At 57.2% G+C, this 22,849-nt stretch carries 24 protein-coding genes and 1 pseudogene; 9 read left to right on the top strand and 16 right to left on the bottom strand.

The window, feature by feature from the left end; translation table 11 throughout:
- Positions 1–8 precede the first annotated feature (8 nt).
- Together PMI31_RS16645 and PMI31_RS16640 are read right to left on the bottom strand one after the other, a co-directional pair.
- Positions 9–545 (bottom strand): AAA family ATPase, encoded by a 537-nt coding sequence (locus tag PMI31_RS16645; RefSeq protein WP_008019323.1) that lies wholly within the window; start codon positions 543–545, stop codon positions 9–11.
- Positions 546–1,027: 482 nt separating this feature from the next.
- Positions 1,028–1,378 (bottom strand): BON domain-containing protein, encoded by a 351-nt coding sequence (locus PMI31_RS16640; RefSeq protein ID WP_008019322.1) that lies wholly within the window; start codon positions 1,376–1,378, stop codon positions 1,028–1,030.
- Positions 1,379–1,837: 459 nt separating this feature from the next.
- Here PMI31_RS16640 and PMI31_RS16635 point away from each other — a divergent pair, with 459 nt between their 5' ends.
- Positions 1,838–2,740: a universal stress protein gene (locus PMI31_RS16635; protein WP_008019321.1), complete on the top strand. Its 903-nt coding sequence runs from the start codon at positions 1,838–1,840 to the stop codon at positions 2,738–2,740.
- Positions 2,741–2,947: 207 nt separating this feature from the next.
- Here the strand turns inward: PMI31_RS16635 and PMI31_RS16630 are convergent, their stop codons facing one another.
- The 5 genes from PMI31_RS16630 to PMI31_RS16610 all read right to left on the bottom strand — a co-directional run bounded on the left by PMI31_RS16630 (position 2,948) and on the right by PMI31_RS16610 (position 8,659).
- On the bottom strand, positions 2,948–3,400 hold the full coding sequence (locus tag PMI31_RS16630; protein ID WP_043302430.1) for a thiol-disulfide oxidoreductase DCC family protein: 453 nt from the start codon (positions 3,398–3,400) through the stop codon (positions 2,948–2,950).
- Between the two features lie 172 nt (positions 3,401–3,572).
- Positions 3,573–5,000 (bottom strand): GGDEF domain-containing protein, encoded by a 1,428-nt coding sequence (locus tag PMI31_RS16625; protein WP_008019319.1) that lies wholly within the window; start codon positions 4,998–5,000, stop codon positions 3,573–3,575.
- 24 nt (positions 5,001–5,024) lie between these two features.
- On the bottom strand, positions 5,025–5,984 hold the full coding sequence (locus PMI31_RS16620; RefSeq protein ID WP_008019317.1) for an alpha/beta fold hydrolase: 960 nt from the start codon (positions 5,982–5,984) through the stop codon (positions 5,025–5,027).
- A 16-nt stretch (positions 5,985–6,000) separates the two neighbouring features.
- Positions 6,001–7,413, bottom strand: coding sequence for a hypothetical protein (locus PMI31_RS16615; RefSeq protein WP_008019316.1), 1,413 nt, complete (start codon positions 7,411–7,413; stop codon positions 6,001–6,003).
- 334 nt (positions 7,414–7,747) lie between these two features.
- Entirely contained in the window at positions 7,748–8,659 is a 912-nt protein-coding gene (locus tag PMI31_RS16610; protein ID WP_008019313.1) for a LysR family transcriptional regulator, read from the bottom strand.
- A 109-nt stretch (positions 8,660–8,768) separates the two neighbouring features.
- Here PMI31_RS16610 and PMI31_RS16605 point away from each other — a divergent pair, with 109 nt between their 5' ends.
- From PMI31_RS16605 to PMI31_RS16590, 4 genes are all read left to right on the top strand, one after another.
- Entirely contained in the window at positions 8,769–9,608 is an 840-nt protein-coding gene (locus PMI31_RS16605) for a HalD/BesD family halogenase (protein WP_008019312.1), read from the top strand.
- A gap of 154 nt (positions 9,609–9,762) precedes the next feature.
- Entirely contained in the window at positions 9,763–10,731 is a 969-nt protein-coding gene (locus PMI31_RS16600) for an ABC transporter substrate-binding protein (RefSeq protein ID WP_008019310.1), read from the top strand.
- A gap of 108 nt (positions 10,732–10,839) precedes the next feature.
- The gene (locus tag PMI31_RS16595) at positions 10,840–11,958 is read left to right on the top strand and encodes an S-(hydroxymethyl)glutathione dehydrogenase/class III alcohol dehydrogenase (RefSeq protein WP_008019309.1); all 1,119 of its coding nucleotides are present in this window, start codon (positions 10,840–10,842) and stop codon (positions 11,956–11,958) included.
- A gap of 92 nt (positions 11,959–12,050) precedes the next feature.
- A complete protein-coding gene (locus PMI31_RS16590; RefSeq protein ID WP_008019308.1) occupies positions 12,051–12,434 on the top strand; it encodes a VOC family protein in 384 nt (127 codons plus the stop codon).
- Between the two features lie 428 nt (positions 12,435–12,862).
- On the opposite strand, the pseudogene PMI31_RS16585 reads toward PMI31_RS16590, so the two are convergent.
- The 5 genes and pseudogenes from PMI31_RS16585 to PMI31_RS16565 form a co-directional block, all read right to left on the bottom strand.
- Positions 12,863–13,084 (bottom strand): annotated as a pseudogene (locus PMI31_RS16585) (carboxymuconolactone decarboxylase family protein); the annotation flags it as partial.
- 72 nt (positions 13,085–13,156) lie between these two features.
- Positions 13,157–14,215 (bottom strand): NAD(P)-dependent alcohol dehydrogenase, encoded by a 1,059-nt coding sequence (locus tag PMI31_RS16580; protein ID WP_008019306.1) that lies wholly within the window; start codon positions 14,213–14,215, stop codon positions 13,157–13,159.
- Between the two features lie 66 nt (positions 14,216–14,281).
- Positions 14,282–15,118 carry an SDR family oxidoreductase gene (locus tag PMI31_RS16575; protein WP_008019305.1) on the bottom strand — a complete coding sequence of 279 codons (837 nt, stop codon included), beginning with the start codon at positions 15,116–15,118 and terminating at the stop codon, positions 14,282–14,284.
- Positions 15,119–15,163: 45 nt separating this feature from the next.
- On the bottom strand, positions 15,164–16,153 hold the full coding sequence (locus tag PMI31_RS16570; protein WP_238539294.1) for a multidrug effflux MFS transporter: 990 nt from the start codon (positions 16,151–16,153) through the stop codon (positions 15,164–15,166).
- Positions 16,154–16,386: 233 nt separating this feature from the next.
- Positions 16,387–16,791, bottom strand: a complete 405-nt coding sequence (locus PMI31_RS16565; protein ID WP_008019303.1) for a (R)-mandelonitrile lyase — start codon at positions 16,789–16,791, stop codon at positions 16,387–16,389.
- 272 nt (positions 16,792–17,063) lie between these two features.
- On the opposite strand from PMI31_RS16565, the gene PMI31_RS16560 reads away from it, so the two are divergent.
- Positions 17,064–17,957: a LysR family transcriptional regulator gene (locus PMI31_RS16560; protein ID WP_008019302.1), complete on the top strand. Its 894-nt coding sequence runs from the start codon at positions 17,064–17,066 to the stop codon at positions 17,955–17,957.
- A gap of 78 nt (positions 17,958–18,035) precedes the next feature.
- Here PMI31_RS16560 and PMI31_RS16555 read toward each other — a convergent pair whose 3' ends face one another.
- On the bottom strand, positions 18,036–18,950 hold the full coding sequence (locus PMI31_RS16555; protein ID WP_008019300.1) for a helix-turn-helix domain-containing protein: 915 nt from the start codon (positions 18,948–18,950) through the stop codon (positions 18,036–18,038).
- Between the two features lie 188 nt (positions 18,951–19,138).
- Between PMI31_RS16555 and PMI31_RS16550 the strand changes: the two genes are divergently transcribed.
- The 3 genes from PMI31_RS16550 (at position 19,139) to PMI31_RS16540 (ending at position 21,284) form a co-directional block, all read left to right on the top strand.
- Positions 19,139–20,128 carry an aldo/keto reductase gene (locus tag PMI31_RS16550; protein ID WP_008019298.1) on the top strand — a complete coding sequence of 330 codons (990 nt, stop codon included), beginning with the start codon at positions 19,139–19,141 and terminating at the stop codon, positions 20,126–20,128.
- A 137-nt stretch (positions 20,129–20,265) separates the two neighbouring features.
- Positions 20,266–20,595 (top strand): nuclear transport factor 2 family protein, encoded by a 330-nt coding sequence (locus tag PMI31_RS16545; RefSeq protein ID WP_043302428.1) that lies wholly within the window; start codon positions 20,266–20,268, stop codon positions 20,593–20,595.
- 203 nt (positions 20,596–20,798) lie between these two features.
- The gene (locus PMI31_RS16540) at positions 20,799–21,284 is read left to right on the top strand and encodes a hypothetical protein (RefSeq protein WP_008019296.1); all 486 of its coding nucleotides are present in this window, start codon (positions 20,799–20,801) and stop codon (positions 21,282–21,284) included.
- A 616-nt stretch (positions 21,285–21,900) separates the two neighbouring features.
- On the opposite strand, the gene PMI31_RS16535 is transcribed toward PMI31_RS16540, so the two are convergent.
- The 3 genes from PMI31_RS16535 to PMI31_RS31355 form a co-directional block, all read right to left on the bottom strand.
- Positions 21,901–22,104, bottom strand: a complete 204-nt coding sequence (locus PMI31_RS16535) for a hypothetical protein (RefSeq protein WP_043302433.1) — start codon at positions 22,102–22,104, stop codon at positions 21,901–21,903.
- Between the two features lie 68 nt (positions 22,105–22,172).
- Entirely contained in the window at positions 22,173–22,397 is a 225-nt protein-coding gene (locus PMI31_RS16530) for a hypothetical protein (RefSeq protein WP_008019294.1), read from the bottom strand.
- A 28-nt stretch (positions 22,398–22,425) separates the two neighbouring features.
- Entirely contained in the window at positions 22,426–22,677 is a 252-nt protein-coding gene (locus PMI31_RS31355) for a hypothetical protein (protein ID WP_043302427.1), read from the bottom strand.
- Between the last annotated feature and the right edge of the window lie 172 nt (positions 22,678–22,849).

Raw genomic sequence — 22,849 nt, 5'->3', positions numbered from 1 at the left:
CTGTCCACCTATTCAAGACAGGTTTGAGGCATTGGGGGCAAGTTATCAAGAAATGCGGCAATCTGCCGGCGATGCCGCAAGTGCACCGCCGGAATCTGCGGGCCTATGGCCAGACGCACCGCCTCGATACCTGGGCGGTAGTCTCGATCGAAATTCCACACGAAGTTCAGAAAGGTAAAGAACGCCCGGTCGAGCTTCTCTGTACAACCTGCTGCAAGGTCAGGCCGAGGGCGATTCAATATGCTGCGCATGATCACCCGGGTGAAACAGGTGAGTCGTGGTGTATCGAGCCAGATGATCAGGTCGGCACGGGGCAGGCGAAGATCGAAGGTACGCCGGGCATAATTGCCTTCACAAATCCAGGCAGTCGGTGCGATTGCTTCGCTGACCCGTGCGCGGAACTGCTCAGCGTCGGGCTCGACCCAGTCGGACTCCCAGAACAGTGTGTCCAAGTGCACCACGGGCAGGCCAAGGCGCTTACCGAGGGCGCGGGCGAGGGTAGATTTGCCGCTACCAGCATTACCCAGAATTACAATCCGTTGCATGGTCGGACTTCCTGTCGCGAAAATAGCCGGCAATTTTGCAGGTTTCGGGGCATCAGTTAAAGGCTGATGGGGGCGACCGCACCTCAGGAATGAGTTTTTTGTTGTCTACTGCGCTATTTGCAGATGGGAGCAAGATGTCGCCCCCTCATTGTCCCCATTGAACGTCGGCTTCTGGCCGATTCTGTTGAAAAAGTCGGTTCGCCCAAACAGCCTGGTCATTGACTGGTTAAAACGCTTTTTTGCACACCGCTACGTGAAATCTGAGTCCGAAAGTCTCTGCCGAAAGTAAAGATTTCAATCTCGGACGCATACTTTTCTGCTGCGGAAACCATGGTCGACTTTTTCAACTGAATCGGCCATAAGCAGCCAGTCGGAAATGTCCACGAAACGATGGGCGATTCGCTCTGGGGGTACACAGGCATTCAGCTTTCCTCTGCCCTCGGTTCCCGACTGGGAGCGCGGCGCCTACAAAGTTGCCATTATCATTTGTCGTCCATCTTTGTTGACGATTGTGGCCGGCGCTCAGTGCTCTCTTCGGCGTTGGGCGCTTCTGGAAAACTCCCTGGCGTGAACACATGGGTCTGCAATTCGCTGGCATCGACTTCGGTGACACCATGAACCGAACGGGCCAGACCGATGGCCTGTTCACACTGTCTATGAGTGTTGACGCGGCCGCTTAACCCCACTATTCCCGCATGGGTTTTGACATTGATATGCAGGCTAAGGGTCGGATCGGAAAATGCCAGGGCCGACTTCACCTTGGCGGTAATCCATGCATCGTGAACGGCCATTTCCAGACCATGAGAGTAATGCTGGAAGGAGTGAATTTTCATGGCTGAATCCTCTCTCGCGTAATCAGACGTACTGACCATCCCATTTGCTGTGCTGCCTTCTGCCTGTCAGGTGAACGCTATGGATACCTGATTCGTTTTGGAGCGCTCGCCACGCAAACATTGGCAGAAGTTAATTATAGTACGGCCGTTGCCTGCGGTCAGATCGCTGTCCCAGTGAACGTCCGCTTTGGTCGCTCTGTGCCAGGCGCAACCCCTGCAGAGCACTCCAAACAGTCATTATTGCGATCAGCCCTGATCAACCCATAGCTGCCGATCTCGACCGACAGAAAACGGTCGATTCTGTTGAAAAAGTCGACTCGGCCAAGTAGGGGGCCGATGGAATCCAAGCGTATATTGATAGTGTCGGTCCAGAGAGTTGAGGCGATAGCAAATCTTCGGTGGTGTGACAGTCGAGAGCGCTGGGGGAGCCAGATATCCCGGAACGTTTGGAGGTGTTACATGAGCCAGTATCAACGACTCTTTCTGATAGCCGGTCCAGTCATGCGTCACACACCGGCGTTGGAGCGAGCTGTCGCCATTGCCGAAGCCACTGGCGCAGCGCTGCATATCACGGTGTTTATCGAAGACTCCAGCCTCTTGGGTTTGATGAGCGCCGGTGCACGTTTTCGTGAGGCCTGTCAGCAAGAAAACGAAAAGTGGCTGAAGGATGAGGCTGATCTGATCCGCGGGCGCGGAGTCGCAGTGAGCACTGAAGTGCTTGTTACACGCACCGCGCTGCAAGAAATACTTCGGCATGTGGCAGAAATGCAGCCGGATCTGGTTATCAAGGACGTGCACCACGAGTCAGCGCTCAAACGCGTTTTCATTACGCCTCTGGATTGGCACTTGTTGCGCGAATGTCCGGTGGCCGTGCATCTGGTCAGCGAACTCAGGTGCCCACTTCCACGGGTGGTCGTGGCGGCAGTCGATCCGTCACACCCCGAGACTCAGATCACGGGCATCAACGACCGCATCATCCAGGCGGCGAACGGGTTGGCGATGCAATGCAACGCGGAGCTGCATCTGCTGCATGCCTACGATCTATCGCTGACACATATATCCGACGCAGGCGCTGGTGCAGTGACGATGCCAGGCTTCAGCAGCGATGTACGCAAGTCACTGCAAAAGTCATTTACCGCATTGGCCGACCACTTTGGCGTTCCCACTGAGCGACAACACTTCGTTGCAGGACCGCCTGGCAAAGCGCTAGCCGACTTTGCAGCGCATCACCGGGCCGATGTGATCGTCATGGGAAATGCGCATCGCAAGGGGCTGGGCAAATGGGTGGGCAGTACGACGGAGCAGGTTCTGTATCAAGTGCCCTGCAACATTTTCGCCGTAACGGGGTCTGCGGATCAGTGATCGGGAAAGCACCGCAAAGCGTAGGTGACTGGAATATTCTCACTGACGCTTGGTAGGGCTGACGTTAATCAGCCCAACCTGAGTGATCCCGTGAGACTGGATCATTGTCCGCTCGCCCGGGTCTGGCCACAGCAACTTGGGAGTCAGACCGTAGTAGCAAACATGAACTCCCCCCACGGGTGATCCAGTCAATGCGTTTAAGGGCGTTCATAGGGGCATTTTCAAAAAGCGCTGTTCATGATCAGGATCCGGCAACAGGCATGTGTCGTATTTCCCGAAGAGCCGATAACGATTAAGCGCAATGCGGTCGTATGCCCAATCTCGAAGTGTGCGAGGGAAGATGCGCAACAGGTTCACGGGGCGCCAGACTGCGGGAAACTGGGCGATGATTTCGAAAAATGCATCCGAACGCGCCCAGTAGTGTCGGTCGCGGATCACCGCCATGGTGTCGAATTGATCCACAGGCAAACCGGCCCACGCGAGCAGAGCCTGCCCCTCGGGTGACTGAACCGCCGCCAACCGCATGCGCCGCTGGCGGTCATGGCGAATCAGGAACCTTACCCAGCCATTGCACAGTTTGCAGACACCATCGAACAAGACCACCGTCTCTCCTGGTTTGAGCAGTGGCGCGGGTGAGGGGCGGATTTGCGAGGCTGGCATAAGCTTGGGTCCAAGGGAGCCTGATGATCCCGGATCATAACCGCGTGCCAGCGTTAAAGTTTGCATTTGGTCGGTTATTGCCTGTAGCGACGAGCGGCATACGACCCATTATAGATAGTCCGTCCCACTTTCACGGTAAGTACCAACGCGTTCAGCGACTTCGCGACGATGGTCAGGGCAGAGGTTGGAGGCTGATTTTGAAGGTAGTAACCACACGGTTACGGCCTTCGTGTTTAGCGTGATACAGGCGTTGATCGGCTGTACGCAGAATTGCTTCGATGGTGTCGCCATCGCGACCGGATTGCGATACGCCGATGCTCACTGTGACCACGGTTGACCGCTGCAGGCCATGAAAAGAACTATTTGCAACGGTGCTTCGCAGGCGCTCAGCGATTTCGTGCGCGCCTTCAAGTGAAGTCTGGGGCAGCAGTATCATGAATTCTTCCCCGCCCACTCGGGCTACACCGTCATACGGCCGGATCGAATCGAGGCATTTCTCCACGAAGCTCTTCAGGATGTCATCGCCAACCTGATGCCCGAAGCGATCGTTGATGGATTTGAAATTATCCAGATCGAGTGCCAGCACGGAGAACGGCGCACCGCCGCGTTTGGTCCGGCCAATTTCGACTTCGACCCGCTCCATGAACCGACGCCGATTATCAGCGCCTGTCAGTGGATCGGTCGCCGCAAGGTGCCCGAGTTCTTGATTGGTGCGCTGGAGTTCCTGCAGGGCGCTCTCGGCATACGCCATCGCTTCGGCAAGACGCACCATCAACTCCTCTTGGCTGTAAATCTTGGAAAACGACCGCGTGGTGAGGAACGCTTGCACCACCCCATAGCTCAACATGAAGAATCCACCGGCGAAGATCGCGTGAGCGAGCCACCACATATGGTTCCACGGACGTGCAAGGATGAAGGCAAGAGATGACAGCGCGAACGCGGTGACCGAGATGATGAAAATGATCATCAGCGGCGAACGGATACGGCGCAGCAGGAGTATTGTCGCGGTCAATGTGGAAAGAACGAGGGCACCACCCTCCATCGAGAGGCGCACCGCGAGATTGCCGGCGATCGGCAAATTCGCGACGTACGCCACTGCCAGGTCAACCAGCAGGAACAGCCCTATCCAGGTCAACCACGGGCGGGCCTTCATTCGTTGGTCCGCGGCATCAGGTGGGCGGTGGTACGACAGCAATCCGACCAACAGCAGAATCGACATGACCAGTCGAGAGGCCGGTCCATAAAGCAGGAAGAGCCAGATATTGTGGTGTGCAAGTCCGGTGAACGCACCATGCAACGCGTAGATCAGTACAAAACCGAGGAAACCAAGCGTCATCCATCGCAGCAGCGGATCTCCCGATGACTGATAGCAGCGCCACGTTACGTAAGTAACAAACGAGCCTGCCAAGGTGGCTGTCGTGATCGCAACTACATGGAACAGGTGATTCTCGAATATAAGCGTGGGGTCCTGAAAGAAGTATAAGTAGCCAATCAGATAGGCCGGAACAAACGCAAATCCAGCGAGCAGCAAGTAGGCGTAAACCTTGACCATGAGGCGAACGGCTACAGGTGGCTCGTCGGTGGCGATGAGATTGCTCATGGTTCCCTCCAGTTTTAAAGCCATTCAGAGTTTTTTCAGGAAGCCCAACAGCAGCTCATTGACCTCTGTCGCGCGCTCTTGCTGTATCCAGTGGCCGGCACCTTCGAGGATATGACATCCGCGCAGTTCCGGCAGTGTCTGCGCGAAGGCTTCGATCTGCCGCGGGGAGCTCGGAAACTTCAGCACGCCGTCGCGGCTCCCGGCAATGAACATCGACGGCTGCCGGATAATGCAACCGCGCCAGGGTGCCAGCAGTGCCCATGAACGCGTCATGTTGCGGTACCAGTTCAAGCCGCCGCGAAATCCGCTGCGGGTGAATTCGCGGGTGTAGCAGGCAATATCCTCGAGGCTTAGCCAGGCTGGCAGGGTTTCGGGCTCGATCATCGTCCCCAGGAAGCCCTGGCCCGGCTGCAGCCGGCCGAACACCGGCCAATCGGGTCCGTCACCCGAGCCACTGAAGTAGATGCGCCGGATCGACGACTCGACGTCCCTTTCCAGCTCGGCCTCGGCCACACCCGGCGCCTGGAAATACTGGATGTAGAAGTCGTTGATACCCCGCGAGGCAAGCGCGCTGAGGAGCTCCACGCGCGCCGGTGGCGAGAAGGGCACGCTCATGCCGACCACTGCGCGGAACAGATCGGGTCGCATCATTGCTGCGCTCCAGGCCACCTGCGCCCCCCAGTCATGGCCGACGATCACCGCTTGCTGTTCGCCGAGTGCGTGGACCAGCTCGACCATGTCGCCTACCAGGTGGAGCGTGGTGTAGGCGTCGGGTTCGGCCGGCGCATCTGTGCCGCCATAGCCGCGCATGTCGGGCGCTACCGCTCTGTAGCCGGCGGCCGCCAGCGCAGCAAGCTGGTTGCGCCACGAGTACCACAGCTCCGGAAAACCGTGGCATAGCAAGACCAGCGGTCCGCTACCTTGCGTTGCTATCTGCATGCGGATGCCATTGATGTCGAGCAGTTCGAGGTGTGGCTCGTTCATGTGCGCTTCCTGCGATTCAAGCGATGGCCCCCAGCAACCGCGGCAAACTCGCCTGAGCCTGCTGCCTGCTGACAGAGAGCCGATGCAGCTGTGCCAGTTTCTCGGTGTCGGATTCTTGCAAGCCCCTGACCACCGCCGTCATGAAGTACAAACGCGACTGCTTGATCCAGCGGGCCAGGCCTTCATGCTCTCCCCAGCGTAGCTGGTTGCCCAGGTAAACCGCCCATATTCTGATCCAGTCCGTGGGGACGTGAGGCGGGGGGACCATCATGCACAGCGAGTTCATGTGCGCTTGATCGACCAGGTGGCTTTCCACATAGGCGATCAAGGCCGCGCTGAACACGGGTTGGCAACTGCTTACCATCAACAGGTTGATCTTGCCGCCGTCGAACACCTTCATTTCAGGGAGTATCGGGATGGCACTGGCGCTGCAATCAATGTGCAGGGCACTCGGGCTCGTGGCGATGTTGCCCTGCTCGAGCACGATGCGCGTTGGCTCGATCGCTTGCACTCTCCCCAGGCGCACAGTGTTGTCGATGCGTCGAAGCTCGCGTAATTCCGTTTGAGTGACGGTGGCGCAGCGGTAAGCAGTGGGTTCGACGGACGTATCCAGGCGCAAGAGCTGGCCCGTCGCCTCAAGCCTGGAGAACAGGTCCGGGATCGAGTCTGCGGCTGCGATGGCCTCGAGCTGTGCCGTGACGCCGCCGATTGTTCGTTCGAAGCTGTCGAGGCCGGGTTGCATGTTGGCCCGGTCGATCAACCACGGATCGTTCGGCATGATCCAGCAGATTGTTGCGGGCGCCACACCGTTTTGCAGCAACCACAGGCAGGCGTCGATACCGGTCTTGCCCGATCCCACTACCACGTAGCTGGAGTATGGGTGCCGGATTTTCGGCAAGTCGTTCAGTGGTACGCATTGCACGCCGGGTTCCACCCTGTACCTGGGCGGGTGGGTCGAGGGCACTGCTGTCTGGGCATGGGTGGCGTCGACCACCTTTTTGTGCACCCGGACCTGATGGTTTACCCCGCTGACCAGCGAGGTAAACCGGTGGTCGTCAATGCGGTCGCCGGTGTAGTAGCACATGGGGAAATAACGGACTCGACCTGACGGCAGAAACTGCTGATTCATCACCTGGTCGAAGTAGCTCACCACCTCGGCGCCGGAGGCTAGCTCATACAAGCCCTCGTTCAGTGCCGTCGTGTCTTTCGTTCCGCTGCCCAGTTCGCGTGAGTTGACGCCATAGCAGGTCGAGGGCTGGTGCAACCGGACAAAGGGGTAGGCATCATTCCAGTGCCCGCCAGGTCGGTCGTGTCGATCCACCATCACGATGCGGGCATTCGTTTCCATGAGTAGCGTATCGACGAAAGCCATGGCCGTCGCGCCAGCACCGATGATCAGGTAGTCGGTTTCGATCGGATTTACGTCCATATGGCTGCACCTTCCTGACGGTTGCCCCCCTTCAACCTCCGTAGATTAGTCACCTGTGCCGCGTGCAATAGAACGAATGCTCCTCACCCACATAACCAATGGAATTAATGGCTGCAGCCTGAATGTCCATACTCAAGTCGGTATGCGCGAAGAAACATCCAGCTACGCGGCCCGGGTTTCAGTTAACCGGTAGTCAATGACCGCGCAGTAGACGGACGCCCCGAAAGCCGCCGGGCGTCGAATGTGGTGATCACCGGTTGAATCCACAGCCGATAGCTGCTCGTCGCGAAGGGATGCCATCGACCAAAAACCATTTTTACGCGCTAACGAGCGATTAGCTGCGTTCAGGTTTTCCTGCATTTTTAATCCAGGTATCAAGCTCCGTAACCATTTTACTGACCTCGCTATCTTCCCGTTCCGAGGGGCGAACGATTGCGTTCCAGGCGATATCCAAGCCGTCATTCAGGGCCGCCCACGCAAGTTCCCCGCGCTCAAGACTGGGGGTTACCAAATCCCGTTGCAATATGCTGATTCCGTATCCTGAACGGACCAGTTCAACGATGGCTTCGATCAACTCCACTGTGATCATGCGGCGCGGCAAGATGCTGGCGGGGGCGAAGAAACGGTCATACTCCCAGCCACTGGCGCGATCGGTCGAATACGTCACCAGGTTGTAAGTCTTGAAGTCTTGCGCATAGATATTTTTCCTTCCCGCAAGGGGATGATCGGTTGCCATGATTGCAATCAAGTCGTCCCGAAAAAGCGGCAACCTGGCGACACCGCTAGGCACCATGCCGTCATCGATAATGGACACATCCAGTCTGCCTTGCATCAGGCTCGCGTAAACGTCGTTACGGGGCACGGTCACCAGTGTGATTTCGATGTCCGGCCGAAGTCTTGAGTAGTGCTTGATGAATTTTGGAATCCAGCGAAATGGGCCGTAGGAGGTGACACCCATACGGACAAACGCTGTGACGCCACCGGCCATGGACCGGGCCTCGGACTCGGCCTCATTGAGTATGGCGATGATGTCTTTGGCGGCCCGTTCCAGGCGTACGCCGGCAGGGCTGAGTCTGAGCTTTCCTCCTGATCTTTCCGTCAGGCTCACACCTAGCCGCCGCTCCGCTTCGCGTATGCGGTGACTGACGGCTGAAGGTGTCAGCCATAAACGTTCGGCCACCGCGGTTATCGAATCGACTTCCGACAGGGTTTGCAACATCACCAAGTGATCCAGTGTCAGTCTCATGGGTATGCGACCTGAAAATAATTCACAAAATTGCGTAAAATTATGAGCGTGACTTGTTTTTGGTGCCGATGCAATCTGAATCCAGCAGAACCAACGGAGACCAACAACAATGACTACCCTGCCTTTCACACCTGCGCTAACCCTGGGCGATCTCGTCGATCTCGAGCGTTACCCAATCACCGATCGCACCAGCCCCGCTTATCTCGCACTGGTCACTCACAGTCAGTCGTTGCTGGCACAAGAGGGCGTTGCGATCTTTCCGGGGTTTGTGCGCAATCCATCGGTTGTCACGATGGCGCAGCAGACACTTGCACTGCACTCGCGCATGTTTCATTTTCGGGAAAACCACACGGTTTATTTCAAACCCCAGGACGAAAGCGTTGATCCGCAACACCCGCTACGACGCTTGATGAACACGGCAAAAGATACCGTTGCCTATGCCGATATTCCTGCCGACCATTTGATCCGGCAGATCTATGGGTCGGACGACGTCCTTGCTTTCATCAAAGATGTTTTGGCTCTGGACACGCTCTATCGTCATGCCGATCCATTGGCCGCCCTTAACTTGCAGGGCTTCACGGCAGGGCAGGAGTTGGGGTGGCACTTTGATCGTTCCGACTTCAGCGTCACGCTGTCCCTTCAGGCTGCAAGCGCCGGTGGGGATTTCGAGTATGTGCGGATGCTGCGCAATGAACGCGACGATTGCTATGACGCGGTCAGGCAATTCCTCGATGACTCGCAAACACAGCAGGTAGAGGTTCTGCCTCAAGTGCCTGGCACCCTGACATTGTTCCGCGGTCGCTATTCATTGCACCGGGTCACACCGGTGGAAGGGGATAGGCTGAGGCTCAACGCGGTGTTTGCGTACGTGGACCAGCCCGATGTCGAGTTCAGTGCCTATGCGCGCCAGTTGTTCTACGGGCGTACCTCTGTTGATCCATTAGCTTGAGTTTCGCCAATAACAATAAAAGCAATTGATTCACGCCTTTGTTTCACGTGTTTGCGCACGCACTTGTCCATGCTGAATATGATGGACTCGTTTGTTCCTGTGTCGCACGCAACAGTTCGCTGCCCCCAATAATAATGATTCGGAGCGTCTGATCATGAAAAACAGGAAGAGTTTGTTGGCCTCGTTGCTCACCCTTGGCTTGCTTGTCGGTAGTGCTTCAAGCCAGGCATCCGGGTGGTGTGAATCGGGCAAGTCGGTGAAATTTGCCGGTCTGAACTGGGAGAGCGGGATGCTCCTTACCGACATCATGATGATCGTGCTCAAGGATGGTTATGGCTGTGCAACGGATCAGTTGGTGGGTAACACCATCATTCTCGAGACCGCACTGGCCGGCAATGACATTCAGGTGTTTGGCGAAGAGTGGATGGAGCGCAGCGAAGTCTGGAAAAAGGCGGCGGCGGCCGGAAAGGTTGTCGGGGTTGGCGCTCCGATCATTGGTGCGACTCAGGGCTGGTATGTGCCGCGTTACGTCGTTGAAGGGGACGCTAAACGTAACCGGCCAGCGCAGGCGCCCGACCTCAGGACAGTCGCTGACCTGAGCAAGTACGCGAGTGTTTTTCGCGATTCGGAGGAACCGTCCAAAGGCCGTTTCTACAATTGTCCTGCGGGTTGGATCTGTGAGCAGGACAATACCGAGATGTTGAAAGAGTATGGTCTTGAGAACACGTTCACGAATTTCCGTCCAGGCACTGGTGCCGCATTGGATGCGGCTGTCCTGTCCAGCTATAAGCGCGGTGAACCGGTGCTGTTCTACTACTGGTCACCGACGCCGCTGATGGGGCAGATCGATGCGATAAGGCTGGAGGAAAAGACCGGGTCCAACAAAGACGTCATCACCATGGTGGGACTCTCCAAGGCTTTTCATGAACAGGCTCCCGAATTGGTCGCAGTACTTGAAAAGGTCAACATCCCCATCGATCTGCTGAATCAGAACCTGGCGAGAATGACCCGGGAACGCATCGAATCGCCGAAGCTGGCCAGGATGTTCCTCAAGGAACACCCCGAAGTCTGGCATGCCTGGGTCGACGAAGCCGCGGCAAAAAAGATTGAGGCATCGCTCTAGTCTGCCTCCAGGGCAAGGACGCTCGCCCTCTGTAACGCCCCTCTGAACACCATCTCTTGACTGTTTCTACACAGGAACGGCGTCTCTTTGCGTCCGGGAATCATGAACATGATCAAATCACGAGCGGCCGTCGCCTTCGCGGCGAACCAGCCTCTGCAAATTGTCGAAGTCGATGTAGCGCCGCCGCAAGCCGGTGAGGTGCTGGTACGCATTGTTGCGACAGGTGTCTGCCATACCGATGCGTTTACGTTATCTGGCGCCGATCCCGAAGGGATCTTCCCCGTCATTCTTGGCCACGAAGGTGGCGGTATCGTCGAAGCGGTTGGCGAGGGGGTCACTTCACTGGCGGTGGGCGACTATGTGATCCCGCTCTACACCCCGGAATGTGGCGAGTGCAAATTCTGCACCTCCGGCAAGACCAATCTTTGTCAAAAGATTCGTGCCACTCAAGGCAAAGGCTTGATGCCCGATGGCACCAGCCGATTCTCTTACGAAGGGCAGCCTATCTTTCACTACATGGGCACCTCGACGTTCTCCGAATACACCGTGCTTCCCGAAATTTCCCTGGCCAAAATCCCCAAGGATGCGCCACTGGAGAAGGTCTGCCTGCTCGGTTGTGGTGTAACCACTGGCATTGGTGCGGTGATCAATACGGCCAAGGTGGAGGAGGGAGCCAGCGTGGCCATCTTCGGTCTGGGTGGCATCGGGCTGGCAGCCATTATCGGTGCGACCATGGCCAAGGCCGGCCGGATCATCGCGATCGATATCAACCCGGCCAAGTTTGAGATTGCCAGGCAACTGGGCGCTACCGACTTCATCAACCCCAAGGATTACGACAGACCGATCCAGGACGTGATCATCGAGATGACCGAGGGCGGTGTGGACTATTCCTTCGAATGCATTGGCAACGTCCATCTGATGCGCGCCGCTCTGGAGTGCTGCCACAAGGGCTGGGGCGAGTCGGTGATCATTGGCGTCGCCGGAGCAGGGCAGGAAATCAGTACCCGTCCTTTCCAGCTGGTGACCGGGCGAGTCTGGCGCGGCTCGGCATTTGGCGGTGTGAAAGGACGTAGCGAGCTACCCAGCTATGTCGAGAGCGCGCAAAAGGGCGACATTCCACTGGACAGTTTCATTACCCACACCATGGGGCTGGAGGAGATCAACAGAGCCTTCGACCTAATGCACAAAGGCGAAAGCATCCGCACCGTTATCCATTTCGATCGCTGACTCAACAGATTGGCGAAGCCCGTCAGGGCAAGTCAAAGGCGCGAAAACCTGCACCATCAACCCACCGTATCTACACCAAAGAGAGCACAAAGATGACCATTTTCACTCATGTGACCGTCGGTACCAACGACCTGCAAAAAGCGCGCAGTTTCTATGACAAAGTCCTGGGTACTCTGGGCCAAAAACGCATCGCTGATCTGGACGACAAGGGGTCGATCTGGGGTGAGAGCGCCCCGTCCTTCTTCGTGCTGAAACCGGCGAACGGCGCCCCGGCCAGTGTGGGTAATGGTGTCACCATCAGCTTCGAGGCGCCGAATCGTGCCGCCATTGACGCTTTCCACGCCGCGGCGCTGGCCAGTGGCGGCACCGACGAAGGTACGCCGGGTCCGCGAGGCTGGGCACCTGACGCCTATGCGGCTTACGCGCGGGATCTCGATGGGAACAAACTGGCTGCGTACTGTTTCAAGCCAGCCTAAGCTTCAAGACGAGGCATCATTAGATGCTTCGTCATTAGTCCTTACTCGCAAGGATTAGTAACCGTAAGGTTGCAACGGTGACTTGAACAAGCCCGTTTAACCTTGGTGTTCGAACGACAGCTTCTGGCCGATTTCTGCCTGTCGCGTGAGGCAGAAAAACGACCCAAAGCGGACACTGCTCTGGTTCGCTGAACAGTTGAGTCCCTGCTCAAGCAACAGGCTTCATCCAGTGTGTTTGTGTGCGAGCAACATCAATGCGGCGGTGACTAAAACCATGAAGTTAGTTAGCCCAAACACCAGTGACGGATTTCCAGGTATGAATTCCATGAGCGAAGACAGGACTGACCGGTTAAGGTCGCCATGGACAATGTTATCCATGGCTCGATTTAAACAATCCGGGTGTCCGGGCTGTAAGTGGCTTTGTGGCGTCAGCCCCTGCTGTGCGAAGCGAACACTTCCTTGAGTACCGGCACTGCCGACATCGCCTTCGGCCAACCAACATAGAAGGCCAGATGGGTGACCACTTCTGACGCCTGTTCGCGGGTCAATCCGTTGTCCATTGCGCGGTTGAGGTGGAAGGCCAGTTGTGCCGACTGGTTCTGTCTGATCAGTGTGGCCACGGTGATCAGGCTGCGATCACTCGGGGTCAGGCCGGGGCTTGCCTTCTTCAGCGCCCACCAAGGTGGAAAACAACACGCTGGCGAGCGTGGTGGTGATCAGCTTCATGGATTCGATCCCTGATTCAGGGACGCCATATCGATGACGAAGCGATAACGCACATCGGCTTTTTCCATGCGGTCAAAGGCATGGTTGATCTCGTCCATGCGGATCATTTCGCAGTCGGGCAGAATGTTTTTCTCGGCGCAGAAGTCGAGCATTTCCTGCGTTTCCTTGATGCCACCGATAGGCGACCCGGCGATGCGACGACGACCGAGCAGCATCGGCACTGAATTGTGTTCGTCCATCGGACCGACCTGGCCGACCAGGACCAGCGTGCTGTCGACATCCAGCAGCGATACATAAGGGTCGACGCTGTGCTTCACCGGAATGGTGTCGATGATCAGGTCAAAGCTCGACTGCGCCTTGGTCATCGCGTCGCTGTCGGTCGACAGCAGGAAGTGATCGGCGCCAAGCGCCAAAGCGTCGTCTTTTTTGTCGGCGGAGCGGCTCAGTACGGTGACCTTGGCAGCCATGCCGTGGGCCAGTTTGACCGCCATGTGACCCAGCCCGCCCAGACCGATCACCGCAACGCGGCTGCCGGGCATGACACTCCAGCTGCGCAGCGGTGAGTAGGTGGTAATGCCCGCACACAGCAGGGGAGCGACTTTTGCCAGATCCAGGTTTTGGGGCACGCGCAAGACGAACTCTTCGCGAACCACAAGGTGCTTGGAGTAACCGCCGTAGGTATTTTCCCTGGTCACCCGGTCTTGACCATTATAGGTGTTGGTATTGCCTTCGCGGCACAATTGCTCTTCGCCCTTGCGGCACTGATCACACTCCATGCAGCTGTCCACCATGCAGCCGACGGCAACGATGTCGCCCACTTCGTAGCGGCCCACGTCGGCACCCACGGAGGTGACCCGACCGACGATTTCGTGGCCAGGCAATGCGGGGTAAACGGTCCAGCCCCAATCATTGCGTGCAGTGTGCAGGTCCGAATGGCAGACGCCACAGTAGAGAATTTCCATGGCGACGTCGTTGGGGCGCAGGGCACGACGATTGAACACGAACGGTGTCATGGGTGATTCGGCGGTAAGGGCTGCGTAGCCTACGGTCTTCATTGGGAGTCCTCGAAAACGCTAGAAATGGGAGAGGGGTGGACTTGCTTCCGGTGAACGCCAGTCGTCCTACTGAGGCGCCAGGTCGCCGTACCAGTAGGCTGCGGTGACACCGCCGTCCATGAGGAAGTCGCTGCCGGTGATGAAAGTTCCTTCAGGCCCCATCAGTAGTGCCGCGACGGCACCCACTTCATCAGGTGTGCCGCCACGGCCCGCGGCACTTAGGTCGATCATGCGGCGGTAGCCTTCGCCTCGCGGGCCGCTTAATTCGTCTCTGGCCAACGGGGTGAAGATGATGCCGGGGCTGATGGTGTTGACACGTGCTCCGCGCTTGCCCCAGCGCACGGCCTCGGCCATCACGCGCAGTGAGTTGCCGCGCTTGGATATCTGGTAAGCATTCAGTGGGTCCGTCACCTTGTCGGCTTGCAGCATCGGCAGCGCCAATAGCTCTTCGACAGGCGTGGTTGCCAGCGCCTTATTCTGCTCAGGTGTCAGGGCAGGAAGGCGATGCCCGGATTGCGAGGCGATAACAATCCCCGAACCACCTTCGGCGATCACGTCACCGAATGCCTCCAGCACCAGCGCGGTGCCGTACAGATCCACACGCAGGATGGTCGCCACCGGCGCTTGCGAAGGTGAAACACCCGCAGCGTGGATTACGCCGGTGATATCACCGATGGCGGTTGCCGTCTGAACCAGCGCTTGCACCGACTCACGCGAGGACACATCGACGATGGCTGTCGTGACGTCGAACCCTGCATCGAGCAACACTTTGGCCGCTGTATCGGCGCTCTCCTGGCGAAGGTCGGCCAGCACGACGTGTTTACCCGCGCTGACGCGGCGGGCAATCGCCTGACCTATCGATCCGGCTCCGATGACGACTGTGACTTTACGGGTGTTTTTCATGGAAAACCTCGTGTGAAATTCAATCTCATTGGCTGAGTGTTTCTTCTAAAGAGATGCCGCTGTGGCAGTCGGTACTTTTACTTCGGGGACGAGCCATTTGGCGCAGAGCAGGCTGCCGACGCCAAACAACAGGATCACCGCCGCCATCGGCCGGGGGGTGCCATCGGCGAACGTGCCAACCAGACCTGAACCGAGAATGCCTGTGCCGTATTGCAGAGAGCCGACCAGTGCCGAGGTCGCTCCGGCGAACTCGGGGAACGCACTCATGGCCCCTACGATAGAATTGGCCACGATGAAACCGGTCGCGGACACAAACAGGAACAGCGGGATCACCAGCCCCGCAAGGCCACCCCAGTCAGTCCAGGCGTCGATGGCCAGCAGCAGCGCCGACAGCGCGGCGGCCAGGGTGCCCATCCGCAGCAAGCGGTCGCTGCCATGGCGTGCCACCCAGCGCGAGTTGAGTTGATTGGTCAGCATGATGCCGACGATGCCTACGGCGAACAGCACGCCGTATTGCTGGGGTGAGACGTGGTGGTAGCTGATGTAGGCGAAGGGCGTTCCTGCAATGTAGGCGTACATTGCACCGTAGAAGAATCCACCGGCACCGATGTAACCGAGGACGCTGCGGTCGCCCAGCAACCGCACATAGCGGCTCAGCGCATTACTGAGAGGTTCCCGATTACGGCGCTCAGGGGGTAGGGTTTCCGGCAGAACATAGAGCATTGTGAGGGTTCCCAGCCCGACCAGCACCAGTGCCCAGAAGATCGCCCGCCACGACGCCACATGCAGGATCAGTCCACCGAGACTGGGCCCCAGCAGCGGCGCGATAGCCATGACCGTCATCAGGGTCGAAAGCATCTGCGCGGCACGATGCCCGCTGTACAGGTCACGGACCATCGCGCGTGCCAGCACTACGCTGGCGCAGGCTCCCACTGCTTGCACGGCACGCCAGGCGATCATCACACTGGCGCTGTCGGAAAGCGCGCACCCCGCAGAGCCAATGATGAATAGCACCAAACCCAGAGCAATCGGCAAGCGGCGACCATGACGGTCTCCAATTGGCCCCCCACAACAACTGCCCAAGGCTGAAGCCGATCAGGTATCCGGAGATAGTCAGCTCCACTTGGCCGTTGTTGGCGTGCAGGGCGTGGGCCATGGCGGGCAAGGCGGGCAGATACAGGTCGGTGGAAACCGAGGCGAACGCCATCAACATACTGAGGATTGCCAGCGTCGACAGGCTCTGGCGGTCGGATGGCGTTTCAGCGGTATCAAAGTCCTTGGGCATATTGTTCGTCGCTGACCTGTTCCATCCAGTCGACCACCTTGCCGTCCAGAACCTCGGCAATGGCGATGTGAGTCATCGCAGTGGTCGCGGTCGCGCCATGCCAGTGTTTGACGTTCGGTGGAATCCACACCGTATCGCCCGGTTTGATGGAACGCACCGGCTGGCCCAGCTCCTGCACCAGGCCGGAGCCAGCGGTGACGATCAGGGTCTGACCTAAAGGATGAGTGTGCCAGGCAGTGCGCGCGCCCGGCTCGAAGGTCACGGTGGCGCCGCTGACCCGAGCGTCTTCTGTGCCCTTGAACGGCGCGTCGACACGAACAGTGCCGGTGAAATAATCGGCGGGCCCCTTGGCCGATGGCTGCGAGCCGTTGGTGTTGATGACGAGCATGGATTTTTCCTCTGCGGGTACATCAAGAGCGAGCAATGACAGCGATAACGCCGTGGATGCGAGGCTTTTCATGACGATCCCCCTTAGGCAACAGCCGTCAGTGACGGCCTGGATTGACGAGTAACGGAGCGGAACATGGAGAACTCAAAAGCGCCTCCTGAACCTGGCAGGCGTGCGGTCAGCTGACCCAGAGCAAGGTCACAAATTTATCAGCTGCGTATTAAGATGATTAGCCGCTAGAATCAGAATAGACTTATGTGAGTGATTCATTAATGCTGCGGGAAAATGCCAACGATCTGCTCGCCTTTCTTGCTGTCGCCCGGGAAAGGAGCTTTACCAAGGCCGCTGCCAAGATGGGGGTTTCTCAATCGGCGCTAAGCCATACCATTCGTGGTCTGGAAGCGCGACTCGGCCTGCGGCTGCTGACCCGTACCACGCGCAGCGTTTCGCCCACCGAGGCGGGCGAGCGTTTGATCAGTAAGGTCGGACCCCGTTTTGAGGAGATTGAAATCGAGCTGGCAGGTCTGAGTGATCTGCGCGATACCCCCGCTGGTAGTATCCGCATCAACGCCATGGACCATGTACTGGATCTCATCATCCGGCCCGTGCTGAAAGAGTTCTTGCCCAAATACCCGGACATCTCGGTGGAAGTCTGCTGCGATTACAGCTTTGTCGACATTGCAGCCCAAGGCTTTGACGCCGGGATCAGGCTGGGCGAGGACGTGGCAGAAGGCATGATCGCCACTCGTATCGGTCCGGATATGCGTATGTCGGTGGTTGGCTCACCTGCCTACTTTGCAAACCGTGAATTGCCCAAGACTCCCCGAGAACTCACCGATCATTTATGCAATAACCTGCGACTGCCCACAAACGGTGGCCTGTACGCCTGGGAGTTCTCCAAGGATGGTGAAAGCCTCAAGGTTCGCGTGACGGGCCAAGTGACATACAACGGCGTTTATCAGCTGCTGCAGGCGGCGCTGGACGGTTTCGGACTGAGTTACATTCCCCACGACCTGGTCGCGCCCCACCTCAAGACTGGCCGGCTGATTCATGTGCTGGAAGACTGGTCGCCGCTGTTCGCCGGGTTCCATCTCTACTACCCGAGTCGGCGCCAGGCATCGCCCGCATTTGCTTTGCTGGTGGACGCCTTGCGTTACAAGAACTAATCCTCACCGGCACCAACAACGCGCATCAGATTCATGTTGTTGAGTTGTAAGTATCTGCCGCGTGCCGGGGAGGGTGGCTTAGCGCTGGCGCCGGTAGTCGCTCGGTGAAAAACCGGTGTCTTTGCGGAATATGCGAGAGAAGTGACTCGGGTTGGAGTATCCGACTTCGTTCGCGATCGTGATGACCGTCATCTCTGTTTCGCGCAACAGACGTCGTGCCGTGTCTATACGCAATTTGATTTGATACTGCGACGGTGCAATGCCCACGGCGCGTTTGAACAGGCGATTGAAGTGGTACTCGCTCATGCCCGCCTGTTCGGCCAGCAGCGCCAGGCTGAACTCCTCGGCCAAATGCTCGGCCATCCAGGCGGTGATCCGGCGCAGCTTGAAGGCCGGCAGGGATGACGCCCCCCTGATCGAGCCTGTATCGAGTTCTACATAGTGGCGGGCCAGATGGATACACAAGGCCTGGGCGATGCCGTGAGTAAACAGTTTACTGGCCTCGGGACGGTCGGCTTCTTCGCGCAAGCATTGCAGCAAGGTGACCAGTTGCGAATCTTCGAACCCCGAGATATCGCGAAGTGTGGCGTGCGTAGCGTTCGCGCCGTAGAGGTCGTGCAAGGCCTCCTCGAACAGCGCCAGGCTCAGAAGCACCATGACCACTTCGAACGGCTCGGTGCTCAAGCGTTTCCAGAGAAAGTCATAAGGCGCACCGGCGGCAGTTACAAACAGCGAGCCTTGTTTAATCCGGCTGATCATCCACGGGCCGTCTTCCTCGCGCTCCTGGGTTTCAGCCTCACCCGAGGTCACCCAGACGATCAAAGGCTCAGCGACCGCCGGCATGCTGAATACCTCCGAGGTTGACGCCAGCGAGAACACGGACAGCCGCACGTCTTGCCAGGCGGGGCCGTTGGTGGTGCTGACTCGCTGGCCGGCGGGGTAGGCATCAAGGTGCTCGGCTGAAGTCATCTGTGGGACTGAAGTGTTGATCATGGGGCGCTCCGATACGACGACAGATTTGCCTCGCCTGGGCTTTGAAGTGGGAGCAGGGCATGCGCACCACCAATCCTGAATATATAAGCAAAATCACAACAGGTCGGGCAAAAGCACAGCGGAGCCGCGTTTCTCGTGGGCACACACTGGCGGCATCAAAACTAACTGCTAACGCAAAAGGTGAAAAAATGATGACTCGCAAGTTGGGCAGCAGCGGCCTTGAAGTGTCTGCCTTGGGCATGGGCGTGATGAACCTGAGCTTCGGCACCGGCAAAGCCGTCGAACAAAGCCAAGGCGTGAAGGTTATTCGCGCTGCCGTGGAGCGGGGTATCAACTTCTTCGACACGGCACAGGCCTACGGCCCCTACACCAACGAAATGCTGCTGGGTGAAGCTCTCGTTCCGTTTCGTGACCAAGTCATTATCGCGACCAAGTTTGGTTTCAAGCTGGAGAACGGTGGCATTGTCGGCACCGACAGCCGGCCAGAAACCATTCGAGCGGTGGCCGAAGCTTCGCTGAAAAGCTTGAAGACGGATTACATCGACCTTTTCTATCAGCACCGTGTTGACCCTGATGTGCCGATTGAGGATGTGGCGGGGACGCTGAAAGGCCTGATCACCGAGGGCAAGGTCTTGCACTACGGCTTGTCTGAAGCCGGCGCCTCGACCATTCGCAGAGCGCATGCTGTGCACCCGGTTGCGGCGGTGCAGAACCAGTACTCGATCTGGACACGGGAGCCGGAGGCTGAAGTGATCCCTGTGTGCGAAGAACTGGGCATCGGATTTGTGCCTTGGGGACCGCTGGGGACCGGTTTTTTGACCGGCACTATCGACGCTAATACGAAGTTCGACAGCGCCACCGACCTGCGAGCGAATTTTCCGCGTTTCACTCAGGCGGCGATGCAGGCCAACATGCCGGTGGTGGACATGCTCCGCGCCATGGCCGCGAAAAAGAACGCGACCCCGGTACAAATTGCACTGGCCTGGCTACTGGCCCAGAAGCCGTGGATTGTGCCCATCCCCGGCATGGACAAAATCGAATACCTGGATGACAACATCAAATCGATCGAGCTTGAGCTGACTGCAACGGACCTGCGGGAAATCGATGAGCAATTGTCGGCAATCAATATCCAGGGTGGCCGGCTAGACGAGGGTTTGCTGTCGATGTCCGAAGACTGATACCGCAGGCGTGTCTTTTTAGAGGCACGCCTTTAGCCCCTCCCCAAAAGCCCATAGTCATAACCTTTGAGATACGTTCCAATATGCTCATGCCATGCAACACTTCCTCTTGGGAAAGTGAAATCCTTTGTCTATCCATGGAGAAATTCCGTTGGAAAACAACAGGGGATTTCGACCTCATCGAGGATTTATTCGATGACAACCTGGTGTTTGTGCACATCACTGGGTTCGTCACCACGAAGCAGGAATGGATCAGTGAACTGCGAAGCAAACGGTTTAGATACGACAATATCGCTCTGAAAGAAGCCTCCGCGAAGGTGTATGGAGACGTGGCCGTTGTTACCGGTAAAGCTGCGTTTACCGTGAATGGAGGTAGTGTTTACAAGCTGGTTTATACGGAGGTTTATGTGGTGAGAATGGGCCAATGGAAACTGGTCAATCTTCACACCACAACCGCGAGTTTCTAGAGCGGTTTGAGCGAGCGCTCCAGTTGAGACAGGCCAGTGACTGCTTCTGGCCGATTTCTGTCTGTCACGAAGGGGGGGCTTTCGACCCATAGTTGCCGGTCAGATCCAGTGGATGTCGGACAACTTGCCCAAGTGCCTACGGCATTCCCAGGCTGGTGCTTGAGAGGGTAACCTGAGCACCTTTCCATCTGTGTGGTAGCGATATGGACATCAATCTACTGATCGAATCCATGCTTGGCCATTGGCGTGCTCCCTCGGGTGTCTGGCAATGCGAATTCCAGTTCGGCAACCGATTGATTTACGTCGAACACCACAATGGCGAGCCACCTTGCGCCAGGCTCGGCGCCGCGCAACGAGTGGTCAAGGATGTGTGGGATGACTTGCCCCAGGCACTGAAGTTTGCCGAACAGCACTGTAAAGTACTGATGCCCGAACTGATGCGGTTGTACGAAACCCACATGCTGTGGGAGTCTCCGTTGTTCGTGTACTCGATCCACTTCGATCTCGACAAACCTTACCCTAGCTACGCTATTTCCAAGAACCCTGATTTCGATTGGGATCGTATCCTTATCGACGAAGATGAACTGTGCCAGGATCACAGCGTTTGCATGGAGCAGTATGAGCCAAGGGATGACTTTTGGGTTTACGTCAGGCGCGTAGGTTTTCAGCAGTTTGAGCTTGAGGATTAGCTTGGCAATCAACTATGCATACCCCCAGCCCCTGAATCGCCCCTGATTAAATAGACGCTCGGGAACGTCCGCTTCTGGCCGTTCTCTGCCGATCATGGTTACAAAGCGTGCTGGTCAAATCCGATGCAATCGGTGGTCAGAACGAATGCAAATGACTGGTCAGGTCGAATGCAAGCGGGTGGTCAAGTGGAGTGCAATTTCGCAGTCATCTGACATGGTCGCTTCTCCAGTTCTTGTAGAAATCGTGGCAGCGACCAAAAAATGGCCCGCATGCGGGCGGGCCAAATGGGAATTCTTCAAAGGAGCAGGGTTAATCTGCGCTCCACCATGTGAGCGATTGGTGAAAAGCATGTCGTAGAAACGAAAAAGCCCGGCACATTAGCCGGGCTCTCTGTAGATGGGCCAAATCCCTTTGGCTGACTGCATTGTGCTTGGTAGGTGTGACGAAGGCATGACAGGGGCAGATACGAGAAGCCCGGCTCTGGACCGGGCATTTGAGTTACATCGGTGCGACCGCCAAGCCGCTACAACATCTCGCCGTCATACCACGCGCCTACTCCGCCTTCCCCCGCACACTTCTTCTCACCTTCATAACCCGCCAGCTAGTTTGTGCCGTTCAATGGAGAACCCTGCGACTCTCTCCAATCCTGATCCGATCAAGCGCCCGGTTTAATGCGTCCAAGGCATCGAGGAGAGCTTTCGCCTCGGCTTCCCGGCCATCCCCCCATAGGCGTTCAGCCATTTTGTTCAGGGCTTGGATAGAACGCTCAATTTCAGCAGCAGTCACTGCTGCTTTACTGTCCGTCAGCTTCTTCTTCATTGAGTAACCGTTTACAGGGCATTGCTTGTATTTCAGATCTAGCGCGAATACGCCCGCCAGACGCATGGCTATTCAGCCTTCCGGACAATCCTTCCCGCCTTCACCTCATCTGTGTAAGCAGTCAGCCGATCAGCTTGCTCATGCAGCTTTTCGATCGTCTCCATTGCCTCCAGAAGCTCTGTATCCCCGCGCTGTTTTGCAAGCCTGAACATTTCCAGGGCAGCTTCTTCGAGGGAATATGCAGCGGCTTTCAAGTCGCGGCGTAACTCTTGATTGGGTTTGTTAAGTGCCATGACAACCTCCTGCCAATCCCTTCCGCGATCATTGGCAGTGGTCTGCCTTCGCCGGCCGGACTACCTGACCTGCACCGATTTCTTTAATCCAGCCATCTAACCGATTCTCACCTTGCTGGAAGATTGTGATCATCCTTCGAAGCGCCTCAGCGTCTGGTCCATTACCTGCGTGGCTTAGCCGCTCGGCAATCCGAACTAACTCCACGGCCGACCACTTCAAATCAGAGGCGACCCCCTGCAGATCGCGCTTCAGGTCCTGCACTGGTTTGTTGAGCCCCATCATCACCCCTTACAAGTCCCCACAACACTAATCCGATATTCAGCTGCGAAATTGCACTCTACTTGATCACCCGCTTGCATTCGACCTGACCAGTCATTTGCATTCGTTCTGACCACCGATTGCATCGGATTTGACCAGCACGCTTTGTAACCATGATCGGCAGAGAACGGCC

The organism is Pseudomonas sp. GM55 (genome assembly GCF_000282395.1).
Taxonomy (GTDB): domain Bacteria; phylum Pseudomonadota; class Gammaproteobacteria; order Pseudomonadales; family Pseudomonadaceae; genus Aquipseudomonas; species Aquipseudomonas fluorescens_CC.
This window is presented reverse-complemented; position numbering and strand designations above follow the sequence as displayed.

Coding starts and splice junctions, on each gene's coding strand:
- PMI31_RS16645 (WP_008019323.1), bottom strand. CDS start 545: ATGCAACGGATTGTAATTCTGGGTAATGCTGGTAGCGGCAAATCTACC.
- PMI31_RS16640 (WP_008019322.1), bottom strand. CDS start 1,378: ATGAAAATTCACTCCTTCCAGCATTACTCTCATGGTCTGGAAATGGCC.
- PMI31_RS16635 (WP_008019321.1), top strand. CDS start 1,838: ATGAGCCAGTATCAACGACTCTTTCTGATAGCCGGTCCAGTCATGCGT.
- PMI31_RS16630 (WP_043302430.1), bottom strand. CDS start 3,400: ATGCCAGCCTCGCAAATCCGCCCCTCACCCGCGCCACTGCTCAAACCA.
- PMI31_RS16625 (WP_008019319.1), bottom strand. CDS start 5,000: ATGAGCAATCTCATCGCCACCGACGAGCCACCTGTAGCCGTTCGCCTC.
- PMI31_RS16620 (WP_008019317.1), bottom strand. CDS start 5,984: ATGAACGAGCCACACCTCGAACTGCTCGACATCAATGGCATCCGCATG.
- PMI31_RS16615 (WP_008019316.1), bottom strand. CDS start 7,413: ATGGACGTAAATCCGATCGAAACCGACTACCTGATCATCGGTGCTGGC.
- PMI31_RS16610 (WP_008019313.1), bottom strand. CDS start 8,659: ATGAGACTGACACTGGATCACTTGGTGATGTTGCAAACCCTGTCGGAA.
- PMI31_RS16605 (WP_008019312.1), top strand. CDS start 8,769: ATGACTACCCTGCCTTTCACACCTGCGCTAACCCTGGGCGATCTCGTC.
- PMI31_RS16600 (WP_008019310.1), top strand. CDS start 9,763: ATGAAAAACAGGAAGAGTTTGTTGGCCTCGTTGCTCACCCTTGGCTTG.
- PMI31_RS16595 (WP_008019309.1), top strand. CDS start 10,840: ATGATCAAATCACGAGCGGCCGTCGCCTTCGCGGCGAACCAGCCTCTG.
- PMI31_RS16590 (WP_008019308.1), top strand. CDS start 12,051: ATGACCATTTTCACTCATGTGACCGTCGGTACCAACGACCTGCAAAAA.
- PMI31_RS16580 (WP_008019306.1), bottom strand. CDS start 14,215: ATGAAGACCGTAGGCTACGCAGCCCTTACCGCCGAATCACCCATGACA.
- PMI31_RS16575 (WP_008019305.1), bottom strand. CDS start 15,118: ATGAAAAACACCCGTAAAGTCACAGTCGTCATCGGAGCCGGATCGATA.
- PMI31_RS16565 (WP_008019303.1), bottom strand. CDS start 16,791: ATGCTCGTCATCAACACCAACGGCTCGCAGCCATCGGCCAAGGGGCCC.
- PMI31_RS16560 (WP_008019302.1), top strand. CDS start 17,064: ATGCTGCGGGAAAATGCCAACGATCTGCTCGCCTTTCTTGCTGTCGCC.
- PMI31_RS16555 (WP_008019300.1), bottom strand. CDS start 18,950: ATGATCAACACTTCAGTCCCACAGATGACTTCAGCCGAGCACCTTGAT.
- PMI31_RS16550 (WP_008019298.1), top strand. CDS start 19,139: ATGATGACTCGCAAGTTGGGCAGCAGCGGCCTTGAAGTGTCTGCCTTG.
- PMI31_RS16545 (WP_043302428.1), top strand. CDS start 20,266: ATGGAGAAATTCCGTTGGAAAACAACAGGGGATTTCGACCTCATCGAG.
- PMI31_RS16540 (WP_008019296.1), top strand. CDS start 20,799: ATGGACATCAATCTACTGATCGAATCCATGCTTGGCCATTGGCGTGCT.
- PMI31_RS16535 (WP_043302433.1), bottom strand. CDS start 22,104: ATGAAGAAGAAGCTGACGGACAGTAAAGCAGCAGTGACTGCTGCTGAA.
- PMI31_RS16530 (WP_008019294.1), bottom strand. CDS start 22,397: ATGGCACTTAACAAACCCAATCAAGAGTTACGCCGCGACTTGAAAGCC.
- PMI31_RS31355 (WP_043302427.1), bottom strand. CDS start 22,677: ATGGGGCTCAACAAACCAGTGCAGGACCTGAAGCGCGATCTGCAGGGG.